Origin of the sequence: Tistrella arctica (assembly GCF_039630945.1) — a bacterium.
Taxonomy (GTDB): Bacteria; Pseudomonadota; Alphaproteobacteria; order Tistrellales; family Tistrellaceae; genus Tistrella; species Tistrella bauzanensis.
This window is the reverse complement of the sequence record NZ_JBBKTV010000004.1, coordinates 311,943-327,535: the sequence shown is the minus strand read 5'-3', so window position 1 is coordinate 327,535 and position 15,593 is coordinate 311,943. Positions and strand designations below refer to the sequence as shown.

Here is a 15,593-nt window from a genome sequence, read left to right as displayed (position 1 = left end):
CGGGCGATGGAGGGATCAGGCGATGCGGTTCAATGTCGCCACCAGGGCGCGCAGGCCTGTCGCGAGATCGTCGCCATCGATCGCATAGGACAGGCGCAGGCCGCGTGGGTCGCCGAAGGCGCCGCCGGGCACCGAGGCGACGCCGGCCTCGCCGAGCAGCCGTTCGGCCACCGCATCGGCATCGGTGACCGGGCTGCCATCGGCGAACCGCCGGCCGATCAGGCGGCCGAGGTCGAGATAGAGATAGAACCCGCCCTCGCCCGGCCGGACCGGCACGCGATCGAGCCCCGCCAGGATGTCGAGCGCCAGCGCCCGGTTGGCCGCCAGCAGGGTGCGGATATCGGCCTGAAAGGCATCAAGCTCGGCGCGGCCGGTGGTCAGCGCCGCCAGAACCGCATGCTGGGCGATGACGTTGGGGTTGGATGCGGTGTGGCTCTGAAAGGCGCTGGCGGCCCTGATCACCGGCTCGGGCGCCGCCAGATAGCCGATGCGCCAGCCGGTCATCGCGCAGCTTTTCGAGAAGCTGTCGACCAGAACCACGCGGTCGCGCAGATCGGGGCGCAGCCGCAGCAGGTTGATATGCACCGCCGGTGCCGGCACCAGCGCGCCATAGCATTCGTCGAACAGGATCCACAGATCATGGTCCCGCGCGATCGTGGCGATCTGGTCGAGAAGACCGGCGTCATAGACCCGGCCGGTCGGGTTGTTGGGCGTGTTGAGCACGATCATGCGGGTGGCCGGGGTGATCGCGGCCCGGATCATGGCGGGTGTGGGCAGATAACCGGTGGCGGTGGTGTCGAGCGCCACCGGTCTGCCACCGGCGATGCGGATCTGGGTGGGGAAGGTCGTCCAATAAGGGCAGGGGATCAGCACCTCGCAGCCGGGGTCGATCAGGGTCATGGCGGCGTTGAACAGCGCCTGCTTGGCGCCGGCGGTCACCGATATGCCGGCCGGGGTCCAGGCAAGGCCGGTCTTCTCCGCCACCAGCCCGGCGATCGCGGATCTGAGGTCCGGCAGGCCGGATGTGTCGGTATAGCGGTTGTGCCCGGCCTCGATCGCGGCGATCGCCGCCCGCCGCACCGGCGCCGCCAGGGGTGTGTCCAGTTCGCCGGCCGCCATATTGGCGATCCGCCGGCCGGCCGCGGCAAGCTCGCGGCCCAGCGTCCGCATCCGCGCGGTCTCCGATGCCGATACCAGTGCCGTTCTGCCGGCGAGCGGCTGGCGCTGCGGCCGGCTGCCGGCGGTTGCCCGGTCCTGCGTGAGAGCGGGGCTGTCTGCGAGCGTCATGGCCATGGTCCTTGACGATGTTGGTGGACGCGCGGGATGAGCGGCCGGATCAGGTGGGGGGCGGATCAGGTGGCGGGCCGGATCAGGTGGCGGGCAGATAGACGCCTTCCGCCTGGGCCAGCTCGTCGTAATCGAGCATGGCGAACACCTGATCCAGCGTGGCGATCTCGTCCTCGACACCGGCGATCGCCTCGTCGTCGCGGACCCGCCGGCACAGGCGGCTCATGGCGCTGATCGACGCGCGCATGTTGTGGTTGGCCCAGATCACGGTGGAAATGCCGGCGCCGCGATAGGCCGCGGCCGGGGTGCGGTAGTATTTCGTGGGCACGATCACCACCGGCGCCCGGTTGCCCCAGCGCTGCGCGAAACCCAGGATCTCATCGGGCTCGGCGCGTTTGGAATGAATGAGGATCGCGTCGGCGCCCGCGCGGTGATAGGCCTCGGCGCGGCGCAGCGCCTCGTCCATGCCGTGGCCGGCGATCAGCGCCTCGACCCTGGCCACGATCGAGAAATTGTCGTCGAGGCGGGCGTCGCAGCCGGCGGCGATGCGGCCGCAGAACTCGGCCACATCGGCCAGCGGCTGACGCTCGCCGACGAACGAGTTCATCTTCGGGAACAGCTTGTCTTCCAGGCAGACGGCCGCCACGCCGATCGTGCCCAGCTTGCGCACCAGCCGGCGGACATTGTTGAAGTTGCCATAGCCGGTGTCGCCATCGATCAGGATCGGGACGCGGGTGGCGTCGGCCATGAATTCCACCACGTCCAGAACCTGGGTCCACGATGCCTCGTTGGCATCGCGCAGGCCAAGCGCGGTGGCGACCGACAACCCCGATGCCCAGATGGCGGGAAAACCCGCCTCCTCGACGATACGGGCGGAGAGCGCGTTATGCGCCTCCATCAGAAAGGTCAGGTCGGGCGATGACAGCAGTTCGCGGAATGCGCGGGATCGGGTCGCGGGGCTGGCGGGCCGGTGGCTGTCGGCGTGCATGTCAAGGGGCATGTCGTCCTCCATCGATCAGGGAACGATGAAGATGTTCACATAACTGTCATGAAATCGGTGATTGATATTCTTAGATGTTATTCCCTGTACGCGCATCGATATGTATTCCGGAGCACGGAACGATATATTGCGGAATGTACGATGCAATATATTCATAAAACCGTAATTCAACTGAAATAATGAGAATTGTGAGTTGTATTCTCTGCTCGGAAAATCGCCACGGCGGCGCCCCTTTTATTTAAAAATGTTCAGATTTGTCATATTTCCGTCATTGACAGATATATCTCTGAATGGAAACGTCTATCCTTAAGCGATGGGTCAGCATACAGAGATATCGTTTGTGATACCGAGATGCACCTTGTGGTTGTATTTTCGGAGAATCCGACGGCTGCCGACCGGATCGCTCGCCCCCTTGTCCACGATTGTAAACACCATGAGCGACAGCCCTCACGATACCGACCCCCAGGGGATCTACCTACGGTTGCGCAACTGGCTCATTCGTGATCCGGTGGTGCCCAATCAGAAACTCTCGATCACCGATATCGCCGACACAGCGCGGGTCAGCAACACGCCTGTCCGGGAAGCCCTGTTCCGGCTGTGGGCCGAAGGCATGGTGCAACTGGTGCCCAGCCGCGGCTTCTTCACCAACGACATCCGGGAAGCCGACCTGCTGGGTTTCCTCAGGACCGAACAGGCGCTGGTGGAGTTCACCCTGCGCAACCGCCTGCGCGGCGACGCGCTGATCATTCCGCCGCCCACCGAGACCGATCCCGGTCATGCCGCGGTCGCGCGGATGGAAGCGGCGCTCGATGGCCTGCTCACCCCCGTCGTGGGTCTTCAGGCGGGGCTGATCCTGCGGGCGATCCAGGGGCATCTGCATCTGTTGCGGGTGCTGGACGGCGAGGATGACGCCGCCGTCGACGCCATGCAGCGCTTCGCCGCCGCGATCGAGGCGGTGCCGCCTGCGACCGGCGCCCACCGGTCGGTGGTGATCGAGGATTACTACGCCGGCTTTGCCGAGCGGCTGCCGGCGCTGATCAGTCGTCGCATCCTGCGCGCATATCGTGTCGATGGCGGGCACGCCGATGCCGGGTCAGGCGAGGGGCGCATCCAGCCGGTCGCGCAGCAGATCTCCCAGAAGGCCGACCGCGAGCGCGGTCGTTACGATGACCAGTGCGGGAAGTAGCGGAATCCAGGGCGCGACTTCCAGATAGTCGCGGCCATAGCCCACCATGTTGCCAAGGCTGGCCAGCGGCGGCTGCACGCCGAGCCCCAGAAACGACAACCCGCTTTCGATCAGCATGATTTCGGGAAAGTTGAGCGTGGCCGACACGATCAGCGTGCCCGCCATGTTGGGCAGCACATGACGCAGATAGATCCGCACCGGTCCGGCGCCCAGATCGCCCGCCGCCGCGACATAACCCTGGCCCCCGGCTGAAAGCGCCAGACCGCGCGCGATGCGGGCGATTTTCTCCCAGCCATGGAAGCCCATCAGCACCACGAACAGCAGCAGGTCGTTGCCGAAGAAGGCGAGCACCGCCAGCGCGAAGATCATGAACGGGATCGCCGCCTGCAGGTCGATCAGAACCAGCAGCGCCTGTTCGATCCAGCCGCGGAAATGCGCGGCCAGAAAGCCCGCGGTCGTGCCGATCACCATGGCGATCGCCGTCGAGGCGAAGGCGATGGTCAGGCTGATCCGGATCGAGACCAGAAGCCGCGAGAGCATGTCGCGCCCCAGATCGTCGGTGCCGAGCGGATGGAGCATGCCGCCGCCCAGCCCCGCCGGCGGCGCCAGCCGCTGGCGCAGGTCGAGCGCGTCATAGGCATAGGGCGCCAGATAATCGGCGCCCAGCGCCGCCATCAGCATCAGCGCCAGCCAGCCCGCCGAGAACCAGATCAGCAGGCGCCCGGCCTTCAATCGCGGCCACCGCCGCCGGCGCCGAAGGGTTGGGGCGCTGCCGGCGCGCGCGGGCAGATCGGGGGCAGTGGTCATGACGGATCCTCGATCAGGCTGCCGGCGCCGCCGGCCCTGCGAATGCGCGGATCGAGCCAGCCATAGGCCAGATCGATCGCGAGATTGGCGGCAACCATGGTGGCGCCGGCCAGCAGCAGGATGGTCTGGACCACGGCCAGATCGCGGTTCGCCACCGCCGTCACCATCAGCCGCCCGATGCCGGGCCAGGCGAACACGGTTTCCACCACCACCGCGCCCGCGATCAACCCGCCCAGCAGGAAGCCCAGCAGGGTGACGGTGGGGATCGCGGCATTGGGCAGGGCGTGATCGCGCACCACCCGCCGCCAGACCAGACCCTTGGCCGATGCGGTGCGGATATAGGGCCGGCCCAGCACCTCGATCATCGCCGAACGGCTGAACCGCGCCACCGCCGCGGCGCCGGCGATGCCAAGGGTGATGACCGGCATCACCGCATGGCGCCAGTCTCCAGACCCGGCCCCCGATCCGGCCGAGGGCAGCCAGCCCAGTTCCACCGAGAACACCAGCACCAGCAGCAGGGCGAAGACGAAGCTCGGCATGGCATGGCCGATCATCGCCGCCGCCATGGTCACCCGGTCGCCGGCGGCATCGCGGTGCAGTGCCGCATGGATACCGGCCGGCAGGCCGATCGCCAGCTTCATCACCAGCGCCGGCACCGTGATCATCAGCGTCGCCGGGATGCGTTCGAACACCACATCCACCGCCGGCCGGCCGTCGAGCATCGACTGGCCGAGATCGCCGGTCGCCACCGCGCGCAGATAGTGCAGGTATTGCAGCCATAGCGGCTGGTCCAGGCCCCAGGCCTTGCGGAAGGCCTCGATCGCCTCGGCCGGGGCATCGACCGACAGGATCAGCAGCGCCGGATCGCCCGAGGCCCTGAGCACGACGAAGGCGAGGCTGACGATCAGCAACAGGGTGAGCACGGCCCTGAGCAGGCGTGAGACCACGAACCCGGTCATCGCCGGCCTCCGGATGCGGCCAGCGGCCGGGTGTCGAGGTCGCCGGGGATGACGGCGGCGGTGCTTCCGGTCTCCGCGACCAGATGGCAGGCGACCATGCGCCCGGCGCCCGCCGGGCGCATCGGCGGCGGGGTGGTCCGGCACAGACCGGTCGCGAGCGGGCAGCGGGGATGGAAGGCGCAGCCTTGCGGCCGGCGCGCCGGATCGGGCGGATCGCCGGCCAGCCGCACCCGGCCGCTGGCCAGGCCGGCCGCATCGCGCCGGCCGGCCACCGAAGCGACCAGCGCCCGGCTATAGGGGTGCGAAGGCTGGTGCAGCACCATGTCCACCGGCCCCTGTTCGACGATCCGGCCCAGATACATCACCGCCACCCGGTCCGACACCTGACGCACCACCTTCAGATCGTGGCTGATGAACAGGGTGGTCAGCCCGCGCGTCTGGCGCAGATCGTCGAGCAGGTTCAACACCTGCGCCTGCACCGAGACATCCAGCGCCGAGACCGGCTCGTCGCAGACCAGAAACGCCGGATCCAGGATCAGCGCCCGCGCCAGCACCACGCGCTGGCGCTGGCCGCCCGAGAGTTCCTGCGGCCGGCGGCGGGCGACGGCGCCATCCAGCCCCACCTCGCGCAGCAGGGCGAGCGCCCGGTCGCAGCGGTCGCGGCTGTCGCCGATCCGGTGGATGTCGAGCGGTTCGCGCAACTGGGCCAGGACCGGCAGGCGCGGGTCCAGCGCGCCCAGCGTGTCCTGATAGACCATCTGCATCCGGCGGCGGGCATGGCGCCAGGCGGCATCGCGCCGGCGCGGCACCGGCTGGCCGTCGACGGTGACCCGGCCACGGGTGATCGGGGTCAGGCCCAGCACCGCGCGGGCGGTGGTCGATTTGCCGCAGCCGCTTTCACCGACAAGGCCCAGCGTGCCGCCGCGCGGGATCTGGAAGCTGACGCCGTCGACCGGCGCCACCGTCGGCGCCGGGCGCCGCAGAAACGGCAGCGGCAGGCCGGTCGCGCGGCCGCGGAAATGGCAGGCGAGGTCGTCGACGGCCACGAAGGGAGCGTCGATGGTCATCCGGCCATCTCCCACAGCATCGGCTGGCGGTGGATCTGGGGGCGGGCGGTTGCCTTGAAACAGGCGACCAGATGCCCGGCCCCGAGTGGGTCGGTGTCGCGCCGATCGATGCCGACCGGCGCCAGCGGCGGCATGCTGTCGGCGCATCCGGCGGCGGCGTCGGCCTGGGCGCAGCGCGGCGCGAAGACACAACCCCGCCGGGCGGCGCCGGCGCCGGCCGCCCCCGCCGCCGGTATCTGGCCGGGAATGGCCACCAGCCGCCGGCGCGGGCCATGCAGCCGGGGCACCGCCGCCATCAGCCCGGCGGTATAGGGGTGGCGCTGGTGCCGGAACAGGGCATCGGTGGGCGCGGTTTCGACCACCCGGCCGCAATACATCACCGCGATCCGGTCGGCCAGATCGGCGACCACGCCAAGGTCATGGCTGATCAGCACCAGCGACATGCCGCGTTCGTCGCGCAGATCCGCCAGCAGATCCAGGATCTGGGCCTGAATGGTGGCATCGAGCGCGGTTGTGGGTTCATCGGCGATCAGCAGGTCGGGTTCGCCGGCCAGCGCCATGGCGATCATCACCCGCTGGCACATGCCGCCCGAGAGTTCATGCGGATAGGCGCCGAGCCGCGCCGCCGGGGTGGCGATGCCCACCCGGTCGAGCAGGCGGCAGGCCTCGTCGCGCGCGGCGCGGCCGCGCAGGCCGCGATGCAGGGCCAGCACCTCGCGGATCTGGCGGCCGATGCTGAGCACGGGGTTGAGCGCGCTCATCGGATCCTGAAAGATCATCGCGATGCGCCGGCCGCGGATCGCGGCGGCGGCGGCGGGATCGAGCCGGCTGACGTCGCGGCCGTCGAGCCGCACCCGGCCGCCGGTCCGCGCATGCGCGCCCAGCAGGCCGAGTGCCGCCAGCCAGGTGACGCTTTTGCCGCTGCCGCTTTCGCCGACGATGCCCAGGGTTTCGCCACGCCCGACCGCAAGGTCGATGCCGGCGACGGCGGGTGCGGCACCGCCCGCGCTGTCAAAGATAACGGTGAAGCCTTCAAGGCTGAGAAGAGGGTCGGTCATGAGCCGGTTCCGATGAGGCGGCCGTCGATGGTGAGACCATCGGGACTGCCGCGATAGCGGGTGAGGCTGCGATCGGCATGGGCGATGCGCCACGACAGCAGGCGTTGCGCGCAATCGAGCACCACCGCCGCGTAATCGGGATCGCCGGCCAGATCGCGGCGTTCATGCGGATCGGCCACCATGTCGAACAGCAGCGGCGGCAGCCCGGCGAAATGGACATATTTGAACCGCTGGCCGCGCAGCACCGCCAGACCGCACAGATCCGACGAGAGACCGAGTGCCCGTTCCGCCGCAGAGGTCACCGGATCGCTGAAGTCGAACTCGAAATGGGCGGCATCGCGCCAGCCCGCCACGGTCTCGCCCCGGCAGAACGCCAGCAGGCTGGCGCCATCGCATTGCATGGGCACCGGCAGATCCAGCCAGTCGAGGATGGTGGGCATCAGGTCCACGCTTTCGGTGAACGCATCGACCACCCGGCCGCGCGCATCGCAGGGCGCCCGTGGATCGCGCACCACCAGGGGCACGTGAAAGACCGCGTCATGATGGGTCAGCTTGCCGAACAGCCGGTGGTCGCCCAGCATCTCGCCATGATCGCTGGTGAAAACGATCAGCGTGCGGTCGATCTCGCCGGTCCGGTCCAGATGGTCGAGCACCCGGCCCAGATGGTCGTCGATCTCGGTCATCAACCCGGCATACTGGCCGCGCAGCCGCATCACCGCCACGTCGTCGAGGTCGGCGGCAAGCCCCGGCGCACCCTGAACGAAATCGCAGGCCCGTGTCGTGGCGGCCAGCCATCTCTGATAGGGGTGGGCGCTGGCACAGCCGGCATGGGCACCGGCGGCATCGCGGGCCACCGGCGCCGGCAGGCGGTCGGGCGCATGCAGCCGGTCATAGGGGGCGGGCGCCAGAAACGGCGGATGCGGCCGCCAATAGCCCAGATGCAGGAACCAGGGCTGCCGGCGGCGGGCTGTGATGTGGTCGAGCGCCGCATCGGTCGCCCAGGCGGTGTCGGATAGCTGTCGCGGCACCGCGGCCGCGGGCTGCGAGGCGATGCCGTCCTCCGGCCGCCAGATGTCGAACGGGTCTTCGGGCAGATCCACGCCATTGCGGCGCAGATGGCCGAAATACTGCTCGAAATCAGGCTCTTCAAGGCTGGCCAGCACCGTCCAGCCGGGCATGTTGGCGCCCAGCATGCGATAGCGCGGATCGCCCGCCGGGGTCATGCGCGGATCGGGCATCCACGAGGTATAGCCCACCAGCGCCGGCATATGGCCAGTGCTGCGGACCTCCTGGCCCAGATTGGTGATATGGCCGGCCATCGGCACCCGGTTCTGCACCACCCGGTGGTTCATGGCATACATGCCGGTCAGCAGCGAGGCGCGCGACGGGCCGCAGGGCGTCGCCTGGGCATAATGGCGGCGGAAGGTGGTGCCCTCGCGCATCAGCCGTTCCAGCGCCGGCAGACGCGGCGGCCTTGGGCCACCGCCATCCGCCGGCATCCAGTCGCCGCGCCACTGGTCGACCACGACGAGCAGCACATTGGGAAGCTGGGTGTTGCGCGGACCCATGCCGCCCGTCGCGCCGGTCATGCGCGCCCGCCCGTGGCCGGGCCGAAATACATGGCCGGCGTGCCCGATGCCCGCCAGTCGAGCGCCTTGTCCTTGCCATAGAAGATGCCGCTGGCATGCAGCACCGTGCCCGGCGGATCGTCATGGCCGAAGAGGTCGAGCACCCGGCGATGCGCGGCCAGACGGGCGTCGCGGTCCATCAATGTGGCAAGCTCGGCGCCGAGCGCGTCGAATTCATCGTTCTGCCAGGCACCGACCTGACGCTGAATGAAGCCGTTCGGGCCATAAAGCGGCCACAGCGACCCCATGACATCGGGCAGCACCATGTTGATCGAGCCGTTGAAGATCGCGTTCGCGGGCTTGGCGAAGACCTGATTCCAGTTCTCGACGATGTTCAGGTCGACCGTCAGCCCCACCGCGCGCCACATCTCGACCAGAACCTGGGCGGTCTGCAATTCGGCGGTGTAATAATTCACCTGGGTGCGATAGGGGATGGGCGCGCCGTCATAGCCGGCCTCTTTCAGCAGCCGCCGGGCCTCTTCCGGCGCATAGGCGGGGGCGGCGGCATCGGCCACGAACATCTCGCCATAGGCCGGCCACTGATAGCCTTGCGGCACGTCGACCCGGCCGGCGAACAACTGATCCACGATCAGTTTACGGTCGATGGCGAGGCCCAGCGCGCGGCGCACCCTGACATCGGCCAGCGGCCCGCCGGCGCGGGTGCCGTAATTCAGCACCCGGGTGTTGGCGATCGGGCCGCCGGTGACCTCAAGCCCGCCGCGGCGTTCCACCAGCGGGATCTGATCGGTGCCAAGCTCGGTCGCCAGCCGCCAGTCGCCGGCGGCAAGGCCGTTCACCCGCGCCGACGCCTCGGGCACCACCCGGAACTCGATCTCGTCGAAGGCCGGCCGGCCGCCCCAATAGGCGTCATGGGCTTTCAGGCGGATCACGCTGCCGGTGCGCACCTCCGCGACCTTATAGGGGCCGGTGCCGACGGGGGAAAGCGCCCAGCGGTCCCAGTCGCCGTCCACTGCCTGGAACGCCCGCCGGCTGATGACCTGTGCGGCCCAGCCCGACAGGCGTGCCTCGAACAACGGGTCGGCTGCGCGGGTCACGAACCGCACCCGGCGGTCGTCGACCGCCTCCACCCGGTCGAGCACACCGAAGAACTGCCGGCCGATGGCGGCACCGGGCGCGCCATCGGTGTTCATGCGCGCAGGGCCGAAGGTGAAGGCGACATCCTCGGCGGAAAGCGGGCTGCCGTCGTGGAAGACCACGCCCTCGCGCAGCGTGATCTCGAAGGTGGTCGGGTCGATGCGCCGGGCCTTTTCGGCAAGCCCGGCGCGGGCGACGCCCGATGCATCGGCGCTCTGTCCCAGCGGCCGGTCATAGATGTTCTCAAGCACCCGGAAGGCCACATTGGTGGTCAGGCGCAGCGGGTCGAGCTGCGGCGGATTGTCCTGCACCGCGATCACCAGCCGGCCGCCGGCGGCGGCGGCGCGGGACACGCCCGCGAACGGGGTGGTCACAAGGCCGGCCGCCATGGCGGCGCTCATGCCCTTGAGATATGTCCGTCGGGACAGTGTCATGAACCGCTCTCCAATGTTCATGGGCGTCGTTTCCTGAGCCCCGCCGCATTCGGGGGTGCTCGACCTGTGGTGCCAGTGTTCGGTGATTTTTCGTCTTGCGGCTGTCGGGTTGCCTGTATAGACATGTGATCAGGATGTGATGCGGAGTATGTCGGCGAACGATGTAAGTTTGATGACCGCCGGCCGTGTTTTCCGCCGACGCCGATATTGGCGCCAGGGGCGGGTGCTGCGGGGCGCGGTCGAGAGGAAGGAATCCGGAGCTGATGTATCGCCACGATGCCGACGACACCGTGCCGCGCTGGCGCCAGATCGAGTTGAGCCTGATGCGCGAGATCGAGCGGCGAAGCCTGAAGCCGGGCGAACGGCTGCCGTCGGAGAATGCCCTGTCGCAGATGTTCGGGGTGAACCGGGGCACCCTGCGCCGGGCCCTGGCGGAATTGCAGCGCAAGGGGCTGATCCGGATCGAGAAGGGGCGCGGCGCCTTTGTGCAGGAACATCCGGTGCTGTATGAAATCGGCCGCAGCAGCCGGTTCGGCACCAATCTGCTGAAGCAGAACCTGCGGCCCACGGCCCGGATCATCCGTGCCGCCGAAATTCCGGCGAGCATCGAGATCGCCGAATGGCTGTCGGTCGATCCGGGCGTGGGGGTGGTGTTCTTCGAGACCCTGGGCTTCGCCGACACGGTGCCGATTTCACTGACCCGCCACCATCTGCCGGCCGCGCGCCTGCCCGATGCCGCGCGCATGGTTTCGGGCTTCGACTGTATCAGCGATGTCTATGACCGCTTCGCCCTGGGCGAGATCACCCGCAGGGCGACCCGGATCACCGCCCGCCTGCCCGGCGACGACGAGGCCCGCCATCTTCAGCAGGCGCTGACCCAGCCGATCCTGATCGCCGAGACGGTCAAGGTCGATGCGGCGGGCATACCGGTCGACTACACCATCGCCCGCTTCGCGGCCGACCGCGTCCAGTTGTTCGTGGGCGAGGATATGCAGTTGATCTGAGCGGCGGCGGGGGTCGGTGGCGCATCCTTCGATATATGCGCGAATGCAGGCTCCGATATCACGCGGCGCGCGCGCAGACTGTCATCATTCCGACATGAATGATGACAGGAACTGTCATGCGTCTTCATACAACCGCCACATCCACGGCCGAGATGGCGATGGCCCTGTCGGCGCTGCTCGTCGCCGCCAGCGGTGCCCTGGTCAGGGTGGCCGATGCCGGCACGCTGGTGATCATGGGGGTGGGGCTGGGCCTGCCATCCGTGCTGGTCTGGGTCGTGGCCGCCCTGTCGCCGTCGCTGCGACCGAGCTTCGCCCAACCCCTGGTCCTGGCGCGGGCGGTGTTCTGCTTCGGATCGATCTTCGGCACCTTCGCCGCCGTGGCGCGGCTCGATCTGGGCGTGGTCTATGCGGTCAATCTGGCGGCGCCGCTGACGGCGGCGGCGATCGGCGCGGTGATCTTCGCCGAACCCCTGCCGCCCGCGCGGCGCATGGCGGGCCTGCTGGCGCTGGGCGGCACGGTCCTTGCCCTGATGCCGTCGCTGCCGGATGGCGACGACGCCGGTCTTGCGGTCGCAGCCCTTGGCGTCAGCTTCGTCTCGACGGTGCTGATGGTGCTCACCACCCGCGCCATGGGGCGCGCGGCGATGACCACCGCATCGACCATGGTGTCGCTGGCCCATGTCGGCATCGCCTCGGCGGTGATGATGTGCGTCACATCCTGGCCGGTTCTGGCCGGGCCGCAGGCCGTCGCGGTGGCCCTGCCGCTGGCGGCGGGGGTGGTGACGTTTCTGGCGGTCGGGCTCGCCGCCGTGGCCTATCGTCTGGCGCCGCTGGCCAATGCCGCGCCGGTCGAATGCCTGAAACCGGTCTTTGCGCTGGGCATCGCGGCGGTGGCCTTCGGCGAGGCGCCGGAACCACGGGCCGTGGCCGGAATCGGCCTTGTGGTTCTGGCGCTGGTCGTGCCGCATCTGCCATGGCCGGCGCGGGGGTTGCCACGGCGGCGGTGACGGCGTTTCAGGCCCTGGCGCCCTGGCTGTCGGTGGGCCGGCTGTCGGTGAAGCGGCGGGCATCGATGAAGCCATGGGCCGCGCGCGCCATCAGGTCGACGACCAGCCCGTGATAATGGCCCTCGATCGTGTCGGTGCCCGCCTCCGGGTCGGCGAAGCCGCCGAACGGGTCGATGGCGCCGGCGGCGAGGGTGGCGGTGACGCCGTTCATGTCGAACCGGCCATCGACCGTGGCATCGGGCCGTCCGGCCAGGGCGGCCAGTGCCGCGGTCAGCGCATAGGCCGCCCAGTTGGCGGTGGTGCCGGGCAGGACATGATCGAAGGCGCGGGCGATGGGCGGGAAATGATCATGGGCCGGGTCGTGCAGGGCGGCGGTTCCGGCCTCGTTGGCGTTGTCGAGGCAGCTCAGCAGCAGCGCGCCGTGCGCCGCCGCCCGCCCGAACAGCGGGTCCGATCGCAGGACGTCGCCGGGAAACGGCACGCCGGTCGAGAAATAGGCCTGTCCGTCGGATGCCCGCCCCAGATGTTCCACCGACAGCACCGCCGCCGGGCGCAGACGGTCGACCAGCGCGACCATCGCCGGGCCGTGATCGGTATCGGGTGAAAACGGCTGCACCGTCGCACAGAAGGTCACCCGTGGCTGGGCGGCCACGGCATCCAGCATCTGGTGGTCGACCAGCGTGGCGCCGGCGCCGCGCAAGGCCGCCTGCGCCTGGGGTGCGAGCGGCGTGGCAATGACCACGGTCGACACCGCACCCGTCGCCAGATACAGCGCCCGCGCCAGGGCCGCGACCCCGCAGGGGCCGTCCGGCTCCCCCAGCCAGGGCACCAGCCCGGGCCGGACCGCGCAGCCGGTGACGAAGACGACATGATCGCCCGGCCGCAACCGCCCAAGCAGGGCCGCCGCCGCCGGCACGGTCAGCGATGCGCCATCCGCCGCCCGTGCCGCCGCGTCATGAAGCCGCGTGATCTTGCCGACAAGGTTCAGATCCAGCGTCATCAGAGTATCGAGCAGGTGCCCCAGCCGGTGCTGAAGAACCGCGGGCTCAGGGAAATAGTTCATGTACTGGAAGTAACCATTGGCCATGACACGCCTCCTGTGGATCGATTTCAAAAAGATATACTGTAAAATCATATTCAATCCGTCATTCTGGAGAATGTATCCGTGCCGTGTTGGACGCAGTGAACGCCGTCAAAGCGTCGGCATGCCCGTATGGCCCGATGCGACAGTGGCGCTGAAGGCTTGCATCCCCGCCTGTCTGGCTGTATCGATAGGCCTGCTGCATCGCAGCATTGCCGCCTGTTGCCGATTGTCTCGCCAGAAAGTGCGACCCAAGCCGATGTAGATCCCGACCGTCGCCGCATGACTGATCCCCTGACCGGTTCCGCCCCGCTGTTTCAGCCCGGTGTCGCCTGCCGGTCGTCATGCCCGCAGACCGTCTGTCTTCATCCCCCGCGGCCCAGAAAAATTTACCCGATCATCCGTTGTCGACACCGCCGCCGGCCTGCCAGGTCGGGTGCGGGTGGCGTGTGCTGATCGGGGCTCGTCCGGAGATCCTGTGCTTGTCCACCACCCTGTTCCGTCGGACCCGGTCCGAATGGCTCGGCAACATCCGTGGCGATGTTCTGTCGGGCCTCGTCGTCGCCCTGGCCTTGATCCCCGAGGCGATCGCGTTTTCGATCATCGCCGGGGTCGATCCCAAGATCGGGCTCTATGCCTCGTTCTCGATCGCGGTGATCACCGCCATTGCCGGCGGCCGGCCGGGGATGATTTCGGCCGCGACCGCCGCGACCGCCGTGCTGATGGTGACGCTGGTCCGCGATCATGGCCTGCAATATCTGCTGGCGGCGACCGTGTTGGCCGGGCTGATCCAGATCGTGGCCGGGCTGCTGAAGCTGGGTTATGTGATGCGCTTCGTGTCGAAATCGGTGATGACCGGCTTCGTCAACGCCCTCGCGATCCTGATCTTCATGGCGCAATTGCCTGAGCTGATCGGCGTGCCGCATCTGACCTATGTGATGGTGGCGGCGGGACTGGCGATCATCTATCTGTTTCCGCGCCTGACCCGGGCGGTGCCGTCGCCGCTGATCTGCATTCTGGTGCTGACCGCGGTGTCACTGGCTCTGGGGCTGGATCTGCGCACCGTGGGCGATATGGGCGAGCTGCCCTCGACCCTGCCGGTGTTCCTGCTGCCCGACATCCCGCTGACCATCGAGACCCTGCTGATCATCCTGCCCTATTCGGCGGCGGTGGCGGCGGTGGGGCTGCTTGAAAGCCTGATGACCGCCACCATCGTCGACGAGTTGACCGACACCCGCAGCGACCGCAACCGCGAATGCATCGGCCAGGGCCTGGCCAACACGGTCACCGGCTTCATGGGCGGCATGGCCGGCTGCGCCATGATCGGTCAGTCGGTGATCAACGTGAAATCCGGCGGCCGGGGCCGGCTGTCCTGCTTCTGCGCCGGGGTCTTTCTGCTGTTCCTGATCGTGGTGCTGGGTGATTGGGTGCGCCTGATCCCGATGGCGGCGCTGGTCGCGATCATGATCATGGTCTCGATCGGCACCTTTAGCTGGGCCTCGATCGGCCATCTGCGCAGCCATCCGCGAAGCTCCAGCATCGTGATGCTGGCAACCGTGATCACGGTGGTCGCCACCCATAATCTGGCGATCGGGGTGCTGATCGGCGTGCTGCTGTCGGGCATCTTCTTCGCCTGGAAGATCGCACAACTGTTCCGCGTGACCTCGACCCTGTCGGATGACGGCACCACCCGCACCTATGTGGTTGAAGGTCAGGTGTTCTTTGCCTCCGCCGAGGATTTCGCCGCTGCCTTCGACGTGCGCGAGGCGCTGGACCGGGTGGTGATCGATGTCAGCCGCGCGCATATCTGGGACATATCAAGTGTGGCCGCGCTCGACATGATCGTGCTCAAATTCAGGCGCGAAGCCACCGAGGTCGAGATCATCGGCCTGAATGCCGCCAGCGAGACCATCGTCGACCGGCTGGCGATCCACGATAAGCCCGGCGCCATGGAGCGCCTGATGGGGCATTGAGGAGGAT

Annotated in this window: 12 protein-coding genes and 1 pseudogene; 4 read left to right on the top strand and 9 right to left on the bottom strand. The window is 68.4% G+C overall.

What is annotated here, in order from left to right; all coding sequences use genetic code 11:
• Window positions 1-15: 15 nt before the first annotated feature.
• Together WG924_RS11020 and aepX are read right to left on the bottom strand one after the other, a co-directional pair.
• Window positions 16-1,287: an aminotransferase class I/II-fold pyridoxal phosphate-dependent enzyme gene (locus WG924_RS11020; RefSeq protein WP_345933078.1), complete on the bottom strand. Its 1,272-nt coding sequence runs from the start codon at window positions 1,285-1,287 to the stop codon at window positions 16-18.
• 85 nt (window positions 1,288-1,372) lie between these two features.
• Window positions 1,373-2,275: pseudogene (gene aepX / locus WG924_RS11015) on the bottom strand (phosphoenolpyruvate mutase); the annotation flags it as partial.
• A gap of 445 nt (window positions 2,276-2,720) precedes the next feature.
• On the opposite strand from aepX, the gene WG924_RS11010 reads away from it, so the two are divergent.
• Window positions 2,721-3,473: a GntR family transcriptional regulator gene (locus tag WG924_RS11010; protein ID WP_345933077.1), complete on the top strand. Its 753-nt coding sequence runs from the start codon at window positions 2,721-2,723 to the stop codon at window positions 3,471-3,473.
• Here the strand turns inward: WG924_RS11010 and WG924_RS11005 are convergent.
• From WG924_RS11005 to WG924_RS10980, 6 genes are read right to left on the bottom strand one after another with little or no spacing between them, the layout of a single operon-like run.
• Window positions 3,381-4,280, bottom strand: a complete 900-nt coding sequence (locus WG924_RS11005) for an ABC transporter permease (protein WP_372044696.1) — start codon at window positions 4,278-4,280, stop codon at window positions 3,381-3,383. The genes WG924_RS11010 and WG924_RS11005 overlap by 93 nt on opposite strands.
• On the bottom strand, window positions 4,277-5,239 hold the full coding sequence (locus tag WG924_RS11000; RefSeq protein ID WP_345933076.1) for an ABC transporter permease: 963 nt from the start codon (window positions 5,237-5,239) through the stop codon (window positions 4,277-4,279). The genes WG924_RS11005 and WG924_RS11000 overlap by 4 nt, the downstream gene beginning before the upstream one ends.
• Entirely contained in the window at window positions 5,236-6,300 is a 1,065-nt protein-coding gene (locus tag WG924_RS10995) for an ABC transporter ATP-binding protein (protein WP_372044700.1), read from the bottom strand. The genes WG924_RS11000 and WG924_RS10995 overlap by 4 nt, the downstream gene beginning before the upstream one ends.
• 2 nt (window positions 6,301-6,302) lie before the next feature.
• Window positions 6,303-7,364: an ABC transporter ATP-binding protein gene (locus WG924_RS10990; RefSeq protein WP_345933074.1), complete on the bottom strand. Its 1,062-nt coding sequence runs from the start codon at window positions 7,362-7,364 to the stop codon at window positions 6,303-6,305.
• Entirely contained in the window at window positions 7,361-8,953 is a 1,593-nt protein-coding gene (locus tag WG924_RS10985) for an alkaline phosphatase family protein (protein WP_345933073.1), read from the bottom strand. The genes WG924_RS10990 and WG924_RS10985 overlap by 4 nt, the downstream gene beginning before the upstream one ends.
• Window positions 8,950-10,521 (bottom strand): ABC transporter substrate-binding protein, encoded by a 1,572-nt coding sequence (locus WG924_RS10980; RefSeq protein ID WP_345933072.1) that lies wholly within the window; start codon window positions 10,519-10,521, stop codon window positions 8,950-8,952. Before WG924_RS10980 ends, WG924_RS10985 begins: the two co-directional genes overlap by 4 nt.
• 263 nt (window positions 10,522-10,784) lie before the next feature.
• On the opposite strand from WG924_RS10980, the gene phnF reads away from it, so the two are divergent.
• Window positions 10,785-11,525: a phosphonate metabolism transcriptional regulator PhnF gene (gene phnF / locus WG924_RS10975; RefSeq protein ID WP_345933071.1), complete on the top strand. Its 741-nt coding sequence runs from the start codon at window positions 10,785-10,787 to the stop codon at window positions 11,523-11,525.
• A gap of 116 nt (window positions 11,526-11,641) precedes the next feature.
• Window positions 11,642-12,532 (top strand): DMT family transporter, encoded by an 891-nt coding sequence (locus tag WG924_RS10970; protein WP_345933070.1) that lies wholly within the window; start codon window positions 11,642-11,644, stop codon window positions 12,530-12,532.
• A 7-nt stretch (window positions 12,533-12,539) separates the two neighbouring features.
• Here the strand turns inward: WG924_RS10970 and WG924_RS10965 are convergent, their stop codons facing one another.
• Window positions 12,540-13,619 carry a glutamate cyclase domain-containing protein gene (locus WG924_RS10965; RefSeq protein ID WP_345933069.1) on the bottom strand — a complete coding sequence of 360 codons (1,080 nt, stop codon included), beginning with the start codon at window positions 13,617-13,619 and terminating at the stop codon, window positions 12,540-12,542.
• A gap of 488 nt (window positions 13,620-14,107) precedes the next feature.
• Here WG924_RS10965 and WG924_RS10960 point away from each other — a divergent pair, with 488 nt between their 5' ends.
• Window positions 14,108-15,586 (top strand): SulP family inorganic anion transporter, encoded by a 1,479-nt coding sequence (locus WG924_RS10960; RefSeq protein ID WP_345933247.1) that lies wholly within the window; start codon window positions 14,108-14,110, stop codon window positions 15,584-15,586.
• Window positions 15,587-15,593 lie beyond the last annotated feature (7 nt).

Coding starts and splice junctions, on each gene's coding strand:
- WG924_RS11020 (WP_345933078.1), bottom strand. CDS start 1,287: ATGACGCTCGCAGACAGCCCCGCTCTCACGCAGGACCGGGCAACCGCC.
- WG924_RS11010 (WP_345933077.1), top strand. CDS start 2,721: ATGAGCGACAGCCCTCACGATACCGACCCCCAGGGGATCTACCTACGG.
- WG924_RS11005 (WP_372044696.1), bottom strand. CDS start 4,280: ATGACCACTGCCCCCGATCTGCCCGCGCGCGCCGGCAGCGCCCCAACC.
- WG924_RS11000 (WP_345933076.1), bottom strand. CDS start 5,239: ATGACCGGGTTCGTGGTCTCACGCCTGCTCAGGGCCGTGCTCACCCTG.
- WG924_RS10990 (WP_345933074.1), bottom strand. CDS start 7,364: ATGACCGACCCTCTTCTCAGCCTTGAAGGCTTCACCGTTATCTTTGAC.
- WG924_RS10985 (WP_345933073.1), bottom strand. CDS start 8,953: ATGACCGGCGCGACGGGCGGCATGGGTCCGCGCAACACCCAGCTTCCC.
- WG924_RS10980 (WP_345933072.1), bottom strand. CDS start 10,521: ATGACACTGTCCCGACGGACATATCTCAAGGGCATGAGCGCCGCCATG.
- phnF (WP_345933071.1), top strand. CDS start 10,785: ATGTATCGCCACGATGCCGACGACACCGTGCCGCGCTGGCGCCAGATC.
- WG924_RS10970 (WP_345933070.1), top strand. CDS start 11,642: ATGCGTCTTCATACAACCGCCACATCCACGGCCGAGATGGCGATGGCC.
- WG924_RS10965 (WP_345933069.1), bottom strand. CDS start 13,619: ATGGCCAATGGTTACTTCCAGTACATGAACTATTTCCCTGAGCCCGCG.